14 protein-coding genes are annotated in these 17,667 nt (G+C 65.7%); 6 read left to right on the top strand and 8 right to left on the bottom strand.

The window, feature by feature from the left end; translation table 11 throughout:
• Positions 1-25 precede the first annotated feature (25 nt).
• A complete protein-coding gene (locus ABB28_RS07540) occupies positions 26-1,408 on the bottom strand; it encodes a serine hydrolase domain-containing protein (protein WP_057508047.1) in 1,383 nt (460 codons plus the stop codon).
• Positions 1,409-1,686: 278 nt separating this feature from the next.
• On the opposite strand from ABB28_RS07540, the gene ABB28_RS07535 reads away from it, so the two are divergent.
• Entirely contained in the window at positions 1,687-3,015 is a 1,329-nt protein-coding gene (locus ABB28_RS07535) for an NTP/NDP exchange transporter (protein WP_152983419.1), read from the top strand.
• 69 nt (positions 3,016-3,084) lie between these two features.
• Positions 3,085-3,453: a DUF1304 domain-containing protein gene (locus tag ABB28_RS07530; RefSeq protein ID WP_057508045.1), complete on the top strand. Its 369-nt coding sequence runs from the start codon at positions 3,085-3,087 to the stop codon at positions 3,451-3,453.
• 72 nt (positions 3,454-3,525) lie between these two features.
• Here ABB28_RS07530 and ABB28_RS07525 read toward each other — a convergent pair whose 3' ends face one another.
• Complete coding sequence (locus ABB28_RS07525) at positions 3,526-6,006, bottom strand: acyl-CoA dehydrogenase (RefSeq protein ID WP_057508044.1); 2,481 nt, start codon at positions 6,004-6,006, stop codon at positions 3,526-3,528.
• Complete coding sequence (locus ABB28_RS07520) at positions 6,003-6,920, bottom strand: alpha/beta fold hydrolase (protein ID WP_057508043.1); 918 nt, start codon at positions 6,918-6,920, stop codon at positions 6,003-6,005. Before ABB28_RS07520 ends, ABB28_RS07525 begins: the two co-directional genes overlap by 4 nt.
• A 138-nt stretch (positions 6,921-7,058) precedes the next feature.
• Between ABB28_RS07520 and ABB28_RS07515 the strand changes: the two genes are divergently transcribed.
• Positions 7,059-7,658, top strand: coding sequence for a TetR/AcrR family transcriptional regulator (locus ABB28_RS07515; protein ID WP_042615262.1), 600 nt, complete (start codon positions 7,059-7,061; stop codon positions 7,656-7,658).
• Between the two features lie 69 nt (positions 7,659-7,727).
• Here ABB28_RS07515 and ABB28_RS07510 read toward each other — a convergent pair whose 3' ends face one another.
• From ABB28_RS07510 to hslO, 4 genes are all read right to left on the bottom strand, one after another.
• Positions 7,728-7,919 (bottom strand): hypothetical protein, encoded by a 192-nt coding sequence (locus ABB28_RS07510; RefSeq protein ID WP_057508042.1) that lies wholly within the window; start codon positions 7,917-7,919, stop codon positions 7,728-7,730.
• A 144-nt stretch (positions 7,920-8,063) separates the two neighbouring features.
• Positions 8,064-10,895 carry a TonB-dependent receptor gene (locus ABB28_RS07505; RefSeq protein ID WP_057508041.1) on the bottom strand — a complete coding sequence of 944 codons (2,832 nt, stop codon included), beginning with the start codon at positions 10,893-10,895 and terminating at the stop codon, positions 8,064-8,066.
• A gap of 239 nt (positions 10,896-11,134) precedes the next feature.
• Positions 11,135-11,983 carry an XOO1806 family protein gene (locus tag ABB28_RS07500; RefSeq protein WP_057508040.1) on the bottom strand — a complete coding sequence of 283 codons (849 nt, stop codon included), beginning with the start codon at positions 11,981-11,983 and terminating at the stop codon, positions 11,135-11,137.
• A 144-nt stretch (positions 11,984-12,127) separates the two neighbouring features.
• Positions 12,128-13,021: an Hsp33 family molecular chaperone HslO gene (gene hslO, locus ABB28_RS07495; protein ID WP_057508039.1), complete on the bottom strand. Its 894-nt coding sequence runs from the start codon at positions 13,019-13,021 to the stop codon at positions 12,128-12,130.
• A gap of 82 nt (positions 13,022-13,103) precedes the next feature.
• On the opposite strand from hslO, the gene mtgA reads away from it, so the two are divergent.
• The 3 genes from mtgA to ABB28_RS07480 are packed head-to-tail and all read left to right on the top strand — an operon-like array spanning position 13,104 to position 15,268.
• On the top strand, positions 13,104-13,844 hold the full coding sequence (gene mtgA, locus ABB28_RS07490) for a monofunctional biosynthetic peptidoglycan transglycosylase (RefSeq protein ID WP_057508038.1): 741 nt from the start codon (positions 13,104-13,106) through the stop codon (positions 13,842-13,844).
• 13 nt (positions 13,845-13,857) lie between these two features.
• Positions 13,858-14,877, top strand: a complete 1,020-nt coding sequence (locus tag ABB28_RS07485; RefSeq protein WP_057508037.1) for a glycosyltransferase family 2 protein — start codon at positions 13,858-13,860, stop codon at positions 14,875-14,877.
• Positions 14,837-15,268, top strand: coding sequence for a CBS domain-containing protein (locus ABB28_RS07480; RefSeq protein WP_057508036.1), 432 nt, complete (start codon positions 14,837-14,839; stop codon positions 15,266-15,268). The genes ABB28_RS07485 and ABB28_RS07480 overlap by 41 nt, the downstream gene beginning before the upstream one ends.
• Before the next feature lie 36 nt (positions 15,269-15,304).
• On the opposite strand, the gene ABB28_RS07475 is transcribed toward ABB28_RS07480, so the two are convergent.
• A complete protein-coding gene (locus tag ABB28_RS07475; protein WP_057508035.1) occupies positions 15,305-17,230 on the bottom strand; it encodes an AsmA family protein in 1,926 nt (641 codons plus the stop codon).
• Between the last annotated feature and the right edge of the window lie 437 nt (positions 17,231-17,667).

The following is a 17,667-nucleotide window of genomic DNA, read 5'->3' as shown; positions in this document are numbered from 1 at the left end:
CCTCCGTCCCCTTTTTTGCTGTGGCTTAGCGGGGCGAGGCGCTGGCGCGGTTGGAGGAGGCGCCCTTGCGCTTGTCCTGCGAAGGCGCGCCTTCGGCCATCAGGCTGTCGCTGCCGAAATCGGTATCCACGTCCAGCCAGCGCTGGGTCGGCAGGCCGAGGGCGGAATCCAGCACCGTCGGCAGCAGGCCGCTGGGCAGGCTGCTTTCACCGTTCCACATGATGGCGATGCCCATGTCGCGTTCGGGGATCAGCGCGACCAGGCCGCGGTAGCCCTGCACCGCGCCGGCATGGAACACCACTTCATGGCCGGCGTAATCGAAGTTGCGCCAGCCCAGCGCGTAGCCGGCCGAACGCAGGCGGTCACGGCGCCAGCCCGAACGCATTTCGCCCGGCGTGTTGACCAGTGAAGCGTGCAGGGTGGCCAGCAGCGGGGCCGGCAGCACGTCCGGACGGTGGCCGGTCTGCGCCAGCAGCCACTGCGCCATGTCGTTGGCGCTGGCGTTGACGCCGGCCGCGGGTGCGAGGCGGTAGTAGGTCGGCTTCGGGGTCAGCGAGACCCAGCCATTGCGGCTGCGCACGTGCGGGCGTGCCCAGCGCGAGCTGGCCTGGATGCCGGCAAGGCCGAGGCTGGCATCGTCCATGCCCAGCGGCTTGAACAGGCGCCGTTCGACAGCCTGTTCGTAGAAGCTGCCTGATGCGGCGTAGACCACGTCGCCGATCAGGCTGTAGGCCACGTTCTGGTAGGCATAGCAGTCGCCGGGCAGGCACTTCAGCGAGGTGGAGCCCAGCTTCTGGGTCAGCGTGTAGTACTCGGCGTTGGCTTCGACGTCGCGGTCGTAGGCGTTGTAGGGCAGGCCCACGCGGTGGCTCAGCAGGTCGGCCACGGTCAGCCGCTCGGTGGCCTCCGGCGTGGTCAGCTGGAAGCCCGGCACGTAGTCGGTGACCTTGCTGTCCCAGCGCAGCGTGCCATCGTTGACCAGCAGCCCGGCCATGGTGCCGGCGAAGGCCTTGGACAGCGACGCCAGGCGGAACACGGTGTGCGAATCGACCGGCAGCGGATTGTTGACGTCGGTGACGCCGTAGCCGCGCGCGCTGAGGATGCGACCGCCCTGCACGATGGCCACCGCCATGCCCGGCACGCGCTCGCCATAGGTGAGCTGCTGCGCCATCGATTCGATGTTGGCCACGTTGAAGCCGGCCGCCGGTGCCTGCGGATTGGCGGCCAGCCCGGTGCGGTAGGCCGCCGGCTGGGTGTGCGCCGGCGCTGCAACGGCGGTTTCAATGTTGGTGGGCATCGGCGGCAGCGAGGACGTCTGCGCCGTGGTGGAAAGGGCGACGGGCATCAGCATGCCCAGCATTCCGGTGGCCGCCGTGCGGAACGGACGACGCCTGCTGTTCTTGTTCATTGATCGGGACCCGAGCGCGACTGCTGTCACCGATTCTAGCCTCGCTTTTCGTCGTTGCACAAACAAAGCGAAGATGAATGCGCATCTTGCTGAAAATACTGGGATTTCGATGCCGGATCAGCGGCCATCCGGTCCCCTCCCTGCGCAGGCTGGTTGGCGCGGCGCGCTGGCGATGTTGCAGTGCATTGGATACCGTACGCGCTTCCTCGCCTCCCGGAGTCGCCCATGCTTTCCTGCTGCCGCCGCGTGTGCGCGCCGGGTGACGCGTGAGCGCGCCGCTGGATCCACCGCCGCAACGCGGCCCGCTGCGGGGGCTGCTGCAGGCCCTGCGGGATACGCCCGCGCTGTGGTGGTCGTTCCTGTATTTCTTCTGCCTGCTCAGCGGCTACTACGTGCTGCGCCCGGTGCGCGAGGCGATGGCTTCCTCGTCTGACCTGCAGGAAGTCTTCCCGCCAGCGCTGATCAGCTGGTTCAGCAGCCACGGCGTGGCGCTGCAGGAGTTCGTCCTGCAGTTCCTGTTTACCTGCGTGTTCCTGATCATGCTGGTGCTGCAGCCGGTGTACGGTTGGCTGGTCAGCCGGCAGCCACGGCGCGTCTTCATGCCGGTCGTGTATGGCTTCTTCATCGTCACCCTGCTCGGCTTCCACCTGATGTTCGACAGCAACGTGCCCGGCCGGGGCATGGCGTTCTTCTTCTGGGTGATGGTGTTCAACCTGTTCGCCGTGGCGGTGTTCTGGAGCTTCATGGCCGATGTGTTCTCCAACGCGCAGGCGCGGGCGTACTACGGCTACATCGGTGCGGCCGGCACGCTCGGCGCGTTCCTCGGCCCGGCCATCACCGGCGCGCTGGTGCAGCGGGTCGGCATCGCCAACCTGATGCTGGTCTCGGCCGGTTTCCTCAGTGTCTGCCTGCTGTGCATCTGGCGGCTGCGGCACTGGGCGATCCTGCGCGAGCGCGAACAGCAGCTGGTGTCCGGCGAGCAGCCGATGGGCGGCAGCGTGCTGGATGGCCTGAAGCTGATCGCGCGCGAGCCGCTGCTGCGCTGGCTGGCACTGCTGGTGCTGTTCGGCGTGGGCGTGGGCACGCTGCTGTACAACCAGCAGGCCGCGATCGTGCGCGTGGCCTATCCGGATCCGGAAGCGCGCACGGCCTTTTATTCGCACCTGGACCTGGCGGTGAACGCCTTGACCCTGCTGGTGCAGTTGACGCTCACGCGCTGGCTGCTGTCCCGGCATGGGGTGGCGCCGGCGCTGTTGATCCCGGCGCTGGCGATCATCGTCGGCTTCTCGGTGCTGGCGGCCTCGCCGCTGCCACTGCTGGTGGCGGTGGTGCAGGTCGTAACGCGCGCCAGCGAGTTTTCGCTGTTCAAGCCGGCGCGCGAGACCATCTACACCCGTGTGGACCGCCAGTGGCGCTACAAGGCCGGCGCGGCCATCGACACCGTGGTCTACCGCGGCGCGGACCTGAGCTTCACCTGGGTGCACAAGGGGCTTTCCCTGCTGGGGTCCAACCTCGTGTTTGCCGGGGGCATCGTCGTCGCTGCGCTGATGACGCTGGCTGCCTTCGGCGTGCTTCGCGAAGAAAAGAAGCTGCCGCGCGACCGCTAGCGGGGCGCGCGCGAGCCCGCCGGTTGCCGATCCTCAAGTAAGCTCTGCGCACTTACCTGAGGATCGCCCATGTACTGGATCTGGATCGCGTTGTCGTTGACGCTGCTGGTCGCTGCGCTGCACGTCTATTTCCTGGTGCTGGAAATGTTCCTGTGGACGCGTCCACTGGGCTTGAAGACCTTCCGCAACACGCTGGAGAAGGCACAGGCCACGCGCGTGCTGGCGGCCAACCAGGGGCTTTACAACGGCTTCCTGGCCGCCGGCATCCTGGTCGGACTGGTCCGTTACTTCGAGATCACCATTTTCAGCCTGGTCTGCGTGGTGGTGGCCGGCTGTTATGGCGCCTGGAGCGTGAACCGGCGGATCTTCTACATCCAGGCAGTGCCCGCACTGCTGGCGCTGGCGGCGATCTGGCAGGCCGGCCGCAACCTGCACTGACACGGCAACAAAAAGGGGTCAGAGCCCTTTTCCTGTGGAAAAGGAATCTGACCCCGTTGGGTCGCGAGGCGGTCAGGCTGCCTGCTGCGAACCGGCTTCCTTGCGCGGCAGGTCGTAATAACCGGCCGAGCGCAGTTCGTGGGTATCGAAATCGTCCACGGTGATCGCTTCCAGGGTGATTGCACGCAGCTCTTCCAGCAGGCTGCGCTCGTCCTGGGTCAGCACGCCTTCGGCCACGGCTTCGTCGAGCTGCTTGTTGTAGTCCAGCGCTTCGATGCCCTTGCTCTTGAGCGCCTTGAGGAACTTGCGCTCCACCGGCTCGGCCATGATGGCCTTGGCCAGGTAGCTGTTGATGCGCCCACCGGGGTTGTTCTCGCACGGGGTCATGAACACGCCATCGGCCAGGCGGTCGCGGGCTTCATTGGGCGCCATCAGCAGCGCGGCGACGCGACGGCTCAGGCGGTCACCCGGGGCTTCGGCACGACGACCCAGTGGGAAGATCAGCAGCCACATCAACCAGCCGATCGGGCGGATCGGGAAGTTGCGCAGCGCCGCCGACAGCGACTCTTCGATCTTGTGCACGCTGTCATGGAAGCCCCAGGCCAGCAGCGGCTGGTCGGCCACCGGTGCGCCTTCGTCGTGGTAACGCTTGAGCATGGCGCTGGTCATGTAGACATGGCTCAGCACGTCGCCCAGTCGGCCGGACAGCGATTCCTTGAACTTCAGCTTGCCGCCGAGCGTCATCATCGAGATGTCGGCCATCAGCGCCAGGTTGGCCGAATAACGGTCCAGCTTGCGGAAATAGCGGCGGGTGTAGGCATCGCCCGGGGCGGCACCGAAACGGGCGCCGGTCAGGCCGAACCAGAACGAACGCACGGCGTTGGAGATGCCGTAGCGGATGTGCCCGAACAGGCTGCGGTCGAAGTCCTGCAGGCCGGCCTTGCGGTCCGGATCCTGCGCGGCCTTCATTTCCTTCATCACCCACGGATGGCACAGGATCGCGCCCTGGCCGAAGATCAGCAGGCTGCGCGTCATGATGTTGGCGCCTTCCACGGTGATCGCGATCGGCGCGGCCTGCCAGCTGCGGCCGGCGAAGTTGCGCGGGCCCAGGATGATGCCCTTGCCGCCGATCACATCCATCATGTCCGAGATCACTTCACGGCTCATGCTGGTGCAGTGGTACTTGGCGATCGCCGACGGCACCGACGGCACGTCACCGCGGTCCACAGCAGCGGCGGTGGCCTGGGCCAGCGCGCTGATCTTGTAGGCCTTGCCGCCGATGCGGGCCAGCGCTTCTTCCACGCCTTCGAAGCGACCGACCGACAGGCCGAACTGCTTGCGGATGCGGGCGTAGGCACCGGTGATGACCGCGCCGGCCTTGGCGCCGCCGCTGCCGGTGGAGGGCAGGGTTATCGAGCGGCCCACGGCCAGGCATTCGTTGAGCATGTTCCAGCCCTTGCCGGCCATCGCGGCACCGCCGATCAGCTGGGTCAGCGGGATGAACACGTCCTTGCCCTTGATCGGGCCGTTCTGGAACGGCGAGTTCAACGGGAAGTGGCGACGGCCGACTTCCACGCCGGCGGTCTCGCGCGGCAGCAGGCCCAGGGTGATGCCGATATCGCGCGTTTCACCGATCAGCTGGTCCGGATCGTACATGCGGAACGCCAGGCCGATCAGCGTGGCCACCGGGGCCAGGGTGATGTAGCGCTTGTCGAAGGTCAGCCTGACGCCGAGCACGCGCTCGCCGTTCCACTCGCCGTGGCAGACGATGCCGTAATCGGGAATGGAGGTGGCATCGGAGCCGGCGAACGGACCGGTCAGGCCGAAGCAGGGCACTTCACGGCCATCGGCCAGGCGCGGCAGGTACTGGTCCTTCTGCTCCTGGGTGCCGTAATGGTTGAGCAGCTCACCCGGGCCCAGCGAGTTGGGCACACCGACGGTGGAACTGACCACCGAAGACACCGAGGCCAGCTTCTGGATCACCTTGTGGTGGGCCAGCGCGCTGAAGCCCAGGCCGCCGTACTGCTTGGGAATGATCATGCCGAAGAAGCGGTTTTTCTTGATGAAGGCCCACATTTCCGGCGGCAGGTCGGCGTGGACGTGGGTGATTTCCCAGTCGTTGACCATCTTGCACAGTTCTTCCACCGGGCCATCCATGAAGGCCTGTTCTTCGGCGGTGAGCTGCGGCTTGGGGTAGTTCAGCAGGATGTTCCAGTCCGGGTCACCGGTGAACAGCTCGCCTTCGAAACCGACCGAACCGGTCTCCAGGGCAATCCGCTCGGTCTGCGACAACGGCGGCAGCACCTTGCGGAACACCTTCATCATCGGGGCGGTCAGCAGCGGCTTGCGGATGAACGGCAGCAGCAGCGGGACGGCGATCACTGCCACGATGGCGGCCGTGACGATGGTGGCGGTCTGGTTGATGTAAGGCACGAACCAGCAGACGGCCAACACGGCCACGCTGATGATCGTCCAGGTGATCAGGCGCATGCGGTGATAGGCCGCGAATGCACTTGCCAGCAACAGGGCAAGGAAGGGAAGAACGATGCTCATGAGCGTACTCCGGTGACGTGCTCGGGTTCGGCGGACGATGTTGCGGCCAGGGCCGGGGGTAACACGTCCAGATAGTTCAACACAGTAGCGGTAAAGGCGTCGTTGTCGTCGCCGGCCAGCATGTGCGTGGCCTGCGGCAGCTGTACATGGCTGGCATGCGGGGCCAGCGCGAGGAAATCGGCGATGGTGCCGGCGTTGACCAGCTCGCTGCGGCCGCCACTGACCAGCAGCAGCGGGCACTTCACCTTGCGTGCGGCATCGGCCAGGGCGTCCTGGTGCTGTTCGCTGTCACGTGCCAGTTCGGCCACCAGCCGCGGATCCCAGTGCCAGCGCCAGCGGCCATGGCCGTCCTCGCGCAGCAGCGCACGCAGGGAATCTTCGGATTTGCGCGGCCGATGCGGCAGGTAGGCCGCGATCACGTCGGCGGCCTCGGCCAGAGATGCGAAGCCCTGCGGGTGGGCGGTCATGAAGCTGAGGATGCGCTCCACCCCCGCGGTATCCCAGCGCGGGGTGATGTCCACCAGCACCATTGCCGAAAACAGCCCGGGCCAGCGCGATTCGGCCAGCAGCCCGAACAGGCCGCCCATCGACGCGGCGACCAGCACCGGTGGGCGCGACTGCTCGCCGGCCAGCACGATCAGGTCATCGGCGAACTGATCACCGTGGTAGGGCAGGTCAGCTGGATTCCAGTCGGAATCGCCATGGCCGCGTGCGTCGTAGGCCAAGGTCTGGAAGCCATGGGCGGCCAACGCGCGGGCCGATGCATTCCAGGCATGACGGGTCTGGCCGAAGCCGTGTGCGAACAGGATCGGACCGCGGCGCCCGGCCGTGTCGGCGGTGGCCGCCAGCACCGCGCCGTGCGCTGCGTCCAGGCGCAGGGAGGACAACGGGGCGAGGGGAGGAGGTGTGACCATACCAACTAGTATGGAGCGCTTCGGTTCGATGTCAATACTGTCACGTATGGTGCGCTGCAGCGGCCTGTCGGTGCGCACTTACATCTTTATATACAGAGGCATACTGCAACGAACCCCGGCGTATGGTTAAATCACCAGATGAGCGAATCCGAAACTCCCGCCGGCGAACCGCGCGCCGGCCGCAACAGCCGCCTGAGCGCCGAAGACTGGGCCCAGGCCGCCCTCGACCTGATTGCCGAACAAGGCGTGAGCGCCGTCGCGGTGGAGCCACTGGCGCGCCGCCTTGGCGTGACCAAAGGCAGCTTCTATTGGCATTTCCCGTCGCGTGACGCCCTGCTGCAGGCCGCGTTGGAGCGCTGGGAACTGTTCGAGCAGGAACAGGTGTTCGGCAGCCTGGAAGAGGTGCCCGACCCGCGCGTGCGCCTGCGCCAGCTGTTCCAGGTGGTGGCGCATGAAGTGCAGCCGCACATCATCTACAGCGAACTGCTGAAGGCACTGGACCATCCGATGGTGCGTCCGGTGATCGACCGTGTGTCGCAGCGGCGCATGGATTACCTGATCGCCTCGTTCCGCCAGGCGGGCCTGAGTTCGACCGATGCACGCCATCGCGCGCGGCTGGCCTATGCGGCCTATGTCGGCTTCCTGCAGTTGTCACTGCAATTGCAGCAGCCCAAGCAGGCGCGCGAAGACTTCGAAGCCTACGTCGAGCACGTGATCGAGACGCTGATCCCGGGCTGATCAAGGTAGTCCGGCGGAGCAGTGGAGCTAAGACAAGCCCCGCAGCATGCGGGGCTTGTTTTTTATTGATCAGGGATTGCCACAGTTGGCGAGGCGACACACATCGTAATCGTCGTAGCACTGCCACGAATCGCCGCCGGCTGCGATGCAGGCCTGGTAGACGCGATAACACGGCAGGCTGCACGCCTGCGCACTGGCGCTCCCTGCCAGCAATACGGAAGAGAACAGCGCGGCAGCAATCACATTCTTGAGATGGCGCATTGCGAATCACTCCTTGATTGGCCTGACCAGTCAGGCCTTCTGAACCTCGCATCGAACCTTAGTCAAGTCAAGCGCGCGTCGCGCAAAAAAAACAACGGCCCCTTTCGGGGCCGTTGCTTCAGACGTTGTTGACCAGTGGACCGATCAGAACTTCTGGTTGTACTTCAGGTAGATGAAACGACCGATGTCCCAGCCGCCGTAGTACGAGAAGTTGGCGCTCGGCTGCGAGAACTGTGCCGGGCCCACCTTGTTGAACACGTTGTTCGCGCCCACCGAGACGTTGGCATTCCACGGCGTCGCATAGGACACCTGCAGGTCGTGGAAGGTCACTGCGCCGGTTTCGTTCTGCGGATCGATGTTGCCCTGCGTTTCCGGTGCCGAGAAGTTCGGCAGGCTGCAGCGCTCGTCGAAGTAGCAGGCTTCGCGGGTTCCCGAGAAGTAACGCAGGCCGTAGGTCACCGTCCAGTCGTTCAGCGTCCAGCCCAGGTTGAAGTTCGAGCGGATGCGGAAGGTACCCGCAGTGCCGTTGAACTGGTTCGGGACCGTGGCGGCTTCGTTGGTGGTCTTCGACTCGTACTTGCCGACGTAGGTGGTGGCCCACTTGGCGTTGAAGCGACCGAAACCGGTTTCCAGCGCGTAGCCCAGGTCGATGTCGAAGCCTTCCGTTTCGGTGTAGCCCGCGTTGCGGTTGCCGTAGGTCAGCGTGCCAACGATGTTGCCCAGAGCCGGATCACGCTGGAACAGGCTGCAGCGCTCTTCGACCCGGTTGACATAGCAGTCGCGCAGGATGGTGTTGGCGCTGTCGGAAACGATGGTGTTGTCGATCCGGATGCTCCACCAGTCCACGCCAACGGTCAGGCCGGAAACGTAGCTCGGGCTGTAGACGAAGCCGACGGTCTTGGATTCCGAGGTTTCCGGAGTCAGCGATTCGTTGGAGCCGGCGACGAAGGGCACCGGGCTCTGCGCGGCCGAGCCCACGGTCGGGATGAAGCCCTGCTGCAGCTGGCGATAGCCCGGGCCGACATCCTGCAGGCAGCGCGCGCTGCCGCCAACGCTGCCGTAGACGCTGTCGCACGGATCGATGAAGCCGGTCACGAAGGTCTGCGACGCACCGCCGTACAGGTCACCGATGGTCGGGGCGCGGAAGCCCTCGGCATAGGTGGCACGAACCAGCAGGTCGTCGATCGGACGCCACTTCAGGCCGAACTTGTTGTTGGTGGTGTCACCGAAGGTGTTGAAGTCGGAGTAGCGGGTGGCCACGTCCAGCGTCAGCTCCTTTGCGAACGGCAGGTCGGCCAGGATCGGGATGTTCAGTTCCAGGAAGAACTCATCCACCGCATAGCTGCCGCCGGTCGGGCCGGATGCCAGGTTGGTCGAGTCACCCGACTGGGCGATCGCGTCCGGACGGAAGTTGCCCTCTTCCTTGCGGTACTCGTAACCCAGCGCGAAGCCCAGGTCGCCGGCCGGCAATGGGACGATGGTGCCCGACAGGTTGGCGAAGTAGTTGTTCGTGGTGGTCTGGCCGGTCGCATGCTCCTCGCGGAACAGGTAGTTGCGAACGTTCGGATCATCCAGCGAATTGGCAACCGCGCCGGTGCCAAAGCCCGCAAACGGGTTCCACGGCACGCAGCCGCTGATGGCCAGGCCAGTGGCGGCGTTGTAGCACTCCAGCGCGCCCTGCGCATTGACGCGCGACGGACCAACCGCGTTGCGCACGGCAGGCTTGTAGAAGTTGCCGTTGTTGGTGATGTTGACGTTGTTTTCGTTGTAGAGGTAACCGGCATCCCAGTTGAAGTAGCGATCACCAATCTCGAACGCGCCTTCCAGCGAGGCGGTGAAGCGCCAGGTGGTCAGGTCGGTATCGGTGGTGCGCGGCACTTCCCAGCCGCGGCGGCGCCAGTTGACCGGCGATGTGCCACCCGTCGGGTTGAACAGGCTCAGCGCCGACATCGGCGCCGATTCCGACGTCGACTGGAACGGATAACCCGCGATCTGGCGGTTCGACTCACGACGGGTGTACGACAGGTCGCTGGTGAAGCGGACGTTGTCGGTGATGTCGTAGTTGGCGTTGACGTACAGCGAACGACGTTCCAGCGGGGTCAGCAGGTGCATCTGCTCCGAGGAACGGCTGCGATCGTCCAAGGTCTGATCATGGAACTGCGCAGCACCCAGGGCGGTGCCGCCACGGTTCGGCGCCTGCCAGTTGCCAGTGCTGCCGACACGCCAGTTACCCCACTGGCCAACCGGGGTAAATGAGCCGCCGTCACCGATGCCCGGGTACGCGTCCAGGCTGAACGGACGATCCTTGGCCCAGACCGCCTCTTCCTTGTGGTATTCGGCACCGACGGTGACCGAGCCGCGATCGCCGGAGAAGCCGATCATGAAGTCAGCGGTCTGCTTCTGGCCGTCGCCCTGGCTGTACTGGCCGGTGTAGAAGTTGGCTTCAGCGCCGTCGAAGTTCTTGCGGGTGATGATGTTGATCACGCCGGCCATGGCGTCCGAGCCGTAGATCGACGAGGCGCCGTCCTTCAGCACGTCGATGCGCTCGACGATGACGGTCGGGATGGTCGACACGTCCTGGAAGCCGTCCGGCGAAATGCCCAGGCGCTTGCCGTTGACCAGCACCAGCGTACGCTGCGGACCCAGGTTGCGCAGGTCGATGTACTGACCGCCGGCTTCCTGGTTGGAGGTCAGCGGCGAAGCGCGGCTGAACGACGGGCTGCCCGCTGCGGAGATGTTCTGCAGGATGTCCGCGACCGAGCTGAAGCCCTGGTTCTGGATGTCCTGGCGCGAAATCGTCAGCACCGGCTGGGCGGTTTCGACGTCAACCTGACGGATGCGCGAACCGGTGACCGAAATGCGGTCCAGGTTGGTGGTGCCGGAGGTTTCCTGCGCGACGGCGGCGCCGGTGCCTGCAGCGCTGGTGATCAGCGCGATGACGACGGCGTCACGCAGTTTATTGCTGTTGCGGTTCATTGGGCTCTCTCTCCAAGTGGACTTGGTAGCTACGTGGTGTGGCCCGCGACGAAAGCGAATGGCGCTTCCAAAAATCGCTGGGCTGATCCCGATACTACTTCCGTCTTTTCGAAAATTAAAGCTTTGTTAATGATTCGCGTGATTTTGGTGAAATTCGGCAAACCCGTTCAGGCAACGCAGAAACGAAAACGCCCCGGAAATCGGGGCGTCTTCAAAAATTAGCTATAAGGATCAGTGGCTTACAGATCCTGCTCGTAACGGACATACGGAACCGTGCCGTCGTCGTTACTCTCATTGCGTGGTGAGAACGGGTTCTTGCCACGGCTCACGACGTTCTCAGCACCCACCGTCAGCTGTCCTGACCACGGCGTGCGCCAGGTCAGACCGACCCCCAGGCCTTCCCATTTGCCGGGCTGGCCAGGCACATCGACCACACGGCCGATGATGTTGCCGCTGAAGTTCCCATAGCCTGCGCCAATGCTGATGCTCTTGCTGTCCCAGCGATCCACGATCGAGGGCGCGGCGTCCGCCAACGGCACCAGACGCGCCTTGGCATAGGTGCCACCAATGGACACGAAGCCTTCGCGGCCGATGTTCTTCTGGCCGAATACAGTGAGGTCGTTCTGTTCGGCGCGCAGCGCTGGCGACTTGTTCGGTCCTGCCAGCCAGGCGGGCAGGGTCTCGCGGCCGGCGCCGGCGGTCAGTCCGACGCGCCCACCGGCGCGGTTGAAGGCCGCCGTCGCACTGAAGCGCTTGGAGAGCGTGTCTTCGTCATCGCCCAGGCTGGCCAGCATGCAATGACTGGCAAGCCCGCTGATGCTGGTGCCGCGGCTGCTGTTGCACAACAGACCCAGCGAATCGCCGGAGGACAGGCCGAAGGCCGCATCCAGTGAACTGCGCCCGAAATGCCAGCGTGCGCCGGCCATCTGTTCGCCGGTCGGTTCCAGGTACAGCAGGGCCTCGACCTTGCCACTGCCCTTGTTCCAGACCGGGATGACCGTGCGGGTGTCCTTGGCCTGCGCATGTGCGCCCGTGACCGTCCCGAGGGCGATCAGCAGGGCAAGTGGCAGGCGCAGGAAGTTCGGCATGGGTCCAGTCAGACAGTCGAATGCAGGGCAAGTTCCCGCATAAGCGGGAACTCGAGACTAGGCTGTTTATGAATCTTTAACAAGTCGTTGTCCTCCCCAGAACACGAACTCGCGAAGATGGTCGGCATGCTGGGGCGGAAACGGTTACTGAAGCCGCTCAGGGGCCGGCACGGAGGCTCCGGCACCGTGGAACAGTATCCCGAATTCCGTCAACGGAAAGTGATACTCCCGTCCGCAGAATTCGCATTTCACATCAACCGATCCCGTGGCTTCGGCGGCCGCGCGGGCCTCGTCTTCGCCCAACGACTGCAGCATGGCCTCCACCCGCTCACGCGAGCAGGAGCAGGCAAAGCGCAGCGGCTTGCCGCCCATGGCCTCGGGTTGTTCCTCATGGAACAGCCGGCGCACCAGTTCTTCGGCCGGAGTGGCCAGCAGTTCGGCCTTGCCCAGCGTCTCGAACAGGGCGCTGGTGCGGGTCCAGCCGTCGGCATCGCCTTCTTCGCCAGGCAGTTTCTGCAGCAGCAGGCCCGCGGCGCCCTGGCCATCGGCGGCCAGCAGCAACCGCGTGGGCAACTGCTCGGACTGGCGGAAGTAATCCTCGAAGGCCTCATCCAGGCTCGGTGCGAAGAGCCCGACCAGGCTCTGGTAGCGCTGCGGCTCGCGCGGGTCCAGGCCGGGGTTTTCGATGGTGATGGCCAGCACCGCGTCCTCGCCCAGTGCGGTCAGTTCGCGCGGGGCATCCTCGCCGTCTTCCACGCGTGCGATGCCGCGCAGGGTGCCGGCGGCGGTGCATTCGGCAAACAGCGTGCGCAGTGCGCTGCTGCTGCGCAGCTGGATGGACAGCCGCCCGTCAACCTTGGTGTGGCCGGTGAACAGCGCCGCGGCAACCGTCGCTTCGCCCAACAGGCCAGCGGCTACGGCGGGGTAGTCGCCGCGCGACAGGATCTCCTGCCAGGTGTCCTGCAGGCGCACGTGCACCCCACGGACGCCGGCGTCGGGCAGCAGGAAGCGGAACAGGGAGTCGGTGTGGTCGCTCATGGATTCGGGGCCGCGCGTATATAAGGGAGAGGGCTTGCCGGATAATGTGCCGACAACGGTTTGAAAGAAGAGTGAGCGATCAATGGGGTCAGGGGACGAAAACCTCAAGGTGGCCGATGTCGCGGCCGCGCCGCGCTGGCGCTGGCGGCGCCTGCTGTGGCTGCCGGTGCTGCTGGCCGCGTTCAGCGTGCTGCAGGTAGTGGCGCTGCGTTTCATCGATCCGCCGCTTTCCACCGTGATGGTCTGGCGGTATGGCGAAGCGCTGGGGCAGGGCGACTGGAAGTACCGCCTGCATCACCAGTGGCGTGACCTGGACCAGATGGCGCCCAGCCTGCCGATATCGCTGGTCGCCGCCGAAGACCAGCGCTTCCCGCTGCACAACGGCTTCGACCTGCAGGCGATCGAGAAGGCGCGCGACCACAATGCACGCGGGGGCCGGGTGCGCGGCGCCAGCACGATCAGCCAGCAGGTCGCCAAGAACCTGTTCCTGTGGCAGGGCCGCAGCTGGCTGCGCAAGGGCCTGGAGGTCTGGTACACGCTGCTGATCGAAACCTTCTGGCCGAAGCACCGCATCCTGGAGGTGTACGCCAACATCGCCGAATTCGGCGATGGGATCTATGGCGCGCAGGCGGCGGCGCGGCAGTTCTGGAACAAGGATGCGTCGGCTTTGACCCCCGCCGAGAGCGCGCGGCTGGCAGCGGTGCTGCCGGCGCCGCGCCGGTACAGTGCGGCCCGGCCGGGCCCCTACGTGCAGCGCCGGGCGAACTGGATCCAACGCCAGGCCCGCCAGTTGGGCGGCGGCGGCTATCTGCAGGATGACTGAGTACACTGCTGCGATGAAGCCCGATCAACTGACCGTCCTCGTCGCCGCCTACAACGAAGAGGTGGCCCTGCCGCACCTGCACGAGCGGGTGACGGCGGTGTTCGCCACCTTGCCCGACATCGACGGTCGCATGCTGTACGTGGATGACGGCAGCAGCGATGCGACCTGGCAGGTGATCTGCGAACTGGCGCGGAAGGACCCGCGGGTTTCCGCGCTGCGGCTCTCGCGCAACTTCGGCAAGGAAGCCGCGCTCACCGCCGGACTGGACCAGGTGCGCGAAGGGGCGGCGATGATCCTGGACGCCGACTGCCAGGATCCGCCGGAGTTGATCCCGCAGTTCGTCGCGCGCTGGCGCGAGGGCTACGACAACGTGTACGGCACGCGGTTGGCCCGTGCCGGTGAAAGCTGGAGCAAGCGCGCCACCGCGAACATGTTCTACCGGGTGATCGGCCGGCTGTCGCCCACCCCGATTCCCGCCGATACCGGCGATTTCCGCCTGCTGTCGCCGCGCGCGCTGAACGCCCTGGGCGAGCTGCGTGAACGCCATCGGTTCATGAAAGGCCTGTTCAGCTGGGTCGGCTACCGACGCATCGCCGTGCCGTACGAGCGCCATGCGCGGATCGCGGGGACGAGCAAGTTCAGCCTGTGGCGGCTGTGGAATTTCGCGCTGGAAGGGATCACCAGCTTTTCCACCGTGCCGCTGCGGGCGGCTACCTATCTGGGACTGCTGACCGCTGCCGGCGCTTTCGTGTTCGCCGTGGGGGTGGTGGTCAAGGCCGCGCTGTATGGTGACCGTGTCGCCGGGTGGCCGACCATGATGGCGGTGATCCTGTTCCTGGGCGGCGTGCAGCTGATCGCCCTGGGGCTGATCGGGGAGTACCTGGGGCGTCTGTACGAAGAGTCCAAGCAGCGGCCGCTGTACCTGCTTGACACCTGGATCGCTCCGGGCGTGGCAGACTCTGGGTGGCAACCCACCCTGGGAGGGCAGGCAGATGACCACGGTTCGGCAACTGTTGGACGGCAAGTCTCCTGAAGTGCATGCGGTCAGGCCGGACGCGGCGGTGATCGACGCGATCCGGCTGATGGCGGAGAAAAGCATCGGCGCGGTACTGGTGATGGACGGGCCGGTGCTGGCCGGCATCCTGTCAGAGCGCGATTACGCGCGAAAGATCGTGCTGCGGGACCGCTCCTCACGCGATACACAGGTCGCAGAGATCATGACCGCAAAGCTGGTGACGGTGGCGCCGACGGCGCACGTGGCGCACTGCCTGCAGGTGGTCACTGATCACCGCATCCGCCATCTACCGGTGGTGGACAACGGCAAGGTGCTGGGCGTGATATCGATCGGTGACCTGGTCAAGGCGGTGATCGATGCGCAGGCGCAGGAGCTGGAGCAACTTCAGCAGTACATCGTGGCCGGCTGAGACATCCCGGGTTTGACGGCCAGCGGCCGTCTACCCTTATTTGGCGTATTTGCCGCCGCAGTCGCTGTCCTTGCCCGGGCCGGGCTCGAAGGTCGCCAGCAAGGCGGCGGGCGGTGCGATGCTGCCCAGTGCCAGCGCGATCGCACCACGCAGTCCGAGCGCCTTGAAGTCCGGCCGGAACCCGGGATCCTTGAAGGTGCCATTGATCCGCAACGGCGAGCGCAGCGCCAGGATGCTGATGTCCTTCGGCCGCGGCTTCAGCAGCAGGTCCATCTGCTCGTTCTTCAGGTTGACGCTGCCTTCGCCGACGATCAGCGTATCGGTGGTGTCCACCGCCAGCGCACGGCTGTCCATCAAGCCGTCCTTCACCCCGAAGTCGGCAAAGGCGCAGCGCAGCGGAATCTGTTTGTCGCCGGTGAACAGGAACTTCAGCGACTCGGCCACGTCCAGGCCGGCCAGTTCCATGATCAGGTTGCCGACGTGGCCCTTGCCCATGCCGACGGCGACGTTGCCATCGCTGCTGCCGAGCATCGCGGCGATCGAGTTGCCGTTGCCGGTCAGGTCGATCTCCCCGCCGATGCCGCCGGAGGCCTGTTCGGCCAGCTTGGCATCCGGGAACAGCTGGCCAAGCTGCACACGGCGCACGCTGGCCTTCAATGACGTCGCGATCTGTGGACGGCGCGCGTCCATGCGGATGGTGCTGCGGATGTCGCCGCCGGCCACGCCGAAATTCAGCGGCTCCAGTCGCAACAGGCCGTCATCGAGGAAAAGATGGGCATCCATGTCGTCCAGCGGCAGGCTGGGCGCATTGATCCGCTGCGCCTTCAGGCGTACGTCGGCATCCATCGCACGCAGCTTGCCCAGGTCATACGGCGTATCTGGCAGCACGGTCGGCTTGGCCGCAAGCCGGGCAGCTTCGGCCTTCTGTTCGGCGTTGGCGGTTTCATCGCCCCCGGTCTTGGGCGGCGCGCCGACGAAGCCGGCCAGGTCGTCGAAGTCCAGGCGCTTGGACACCAGGTTGGCGGTCAGGCGCGGTCGCTCGCCGCCGGTTTCGACCTTCACATCGCCGCCCAGGTCGCTGTCGCCGACCGTTCCGCTGAACTTCTCGTAGCCCCACACCTGGTGGTTGCGGCTGAGCTGGCCGTCCAGCCGAAACGGGGGCGTGGAGGGCAGGGCGATGCCGACCAGCGGATACAGGTCTTCCAGGTCCTGGCCACTCAGCCGGAACCGCAGCTTGAAGGTCTGGAACTGGAAAGGATTGATCAGCGTGCCGCTGGCCACGGCATGCGTGGCGCCGGCGCGGCCATCCAGATGAATCCGGAACGGATGCCCGCTGTTGGTCAGCTCCAGCGGCGATTCGGTGTTGCCGTTCAAGGTGAACGCATTGCCCTGCCACGAGCCCTTGCCGCTGACCAGCAGCGGGGGCGCGGCATCGGCCTGCTTCGGTTCGCCGCTGCGCACGGCGAGCTGGATATCGGTGCGACCGCGCTCATCCAGGAACTGCAGGCGCCCGTCGTCTATATGCAGCCGACGCAGCTGCAGTGGCTCGCCCCCACTGCTTTCACCCATGAAGTCCCAGTTGCCCGGCTGGTCGGCTTTGGGCGCTGTCTGCAGCAGCGCATCAGGCCGGGTCAGGCGGATTTCCGGCAGCTGCACGCTGCCGCGCAGCAGGGGCCACACCCGCACGTCGATTTCCACGCGGTCCGCGCTGGCCATCTTCGGCTGTTTGGCCCACTCGGCATTGGCGAAGGTGATGGAGTCGGCGCGGATCGTGGTCACTCGCCCCAGGTCCACGTCGAGGTTGCCGATATGCAGCGCACGCCCTGTCTTGGCCTGCACCGCACGTTCCACCGGCCCCTTGAACCAGTTCCAGTCCCACAGGGCGATCAGCAGCAGGATCGCGGCGAGCAGGAGCACCAGGATCGCCAGCCACCGTTGCCCGCGCTTGGTGGGACGGCGCATGCGCCAGCGGGAAGGACGTGCAGGTACGGGGGGCGAGGTGTCGTTCACCGCTGCATGGTTGCCCGTTCATCGTGCACAGGGTGCGAAGCGGGCATTCGGATGATGTGCAGGGGGCGTGGGCGAACGGGTGGAACCCCCTCGCGGGTGGCTCTTAGGGTGTGGCTGCGTGTCGCTGGGAGTGGGGCGGGCGGGGAGGCTATGCGGGGCACGCGTGAATACATCCATGTAGCTCTTCGCGGCTCCTGCCGCTCAAGGCCCCGCATAGCCTCCCCGCCCGGCCCATGACAGGTTCCGGTGGCTGCCACCCGCGTAGAAAAAGAATGAAAAGCGGTAGCGCCGACCCATGGTCGGCGGAATCCATCAGACCCCATTCCCCCAACATCCGCCGACCATGGGTCGGCGCTACCAGGCCGCCATGAACCCGTCGAAGGTGGGGC

Source organism: Stenotrophomonas chelatiphaga (assembly GCF_001431535.1).
Classification (GTDB): Bacteria; Pseudomonadota; Gammaproteobacteria; order Xanthomonadales; family Xanthomonadaceae; genus Stenotrophomonas; species Stenotrophomonas chelatiphaga.
This window is presented reverse-complemented; position numbering and strand designations above follow the sequence as displayed.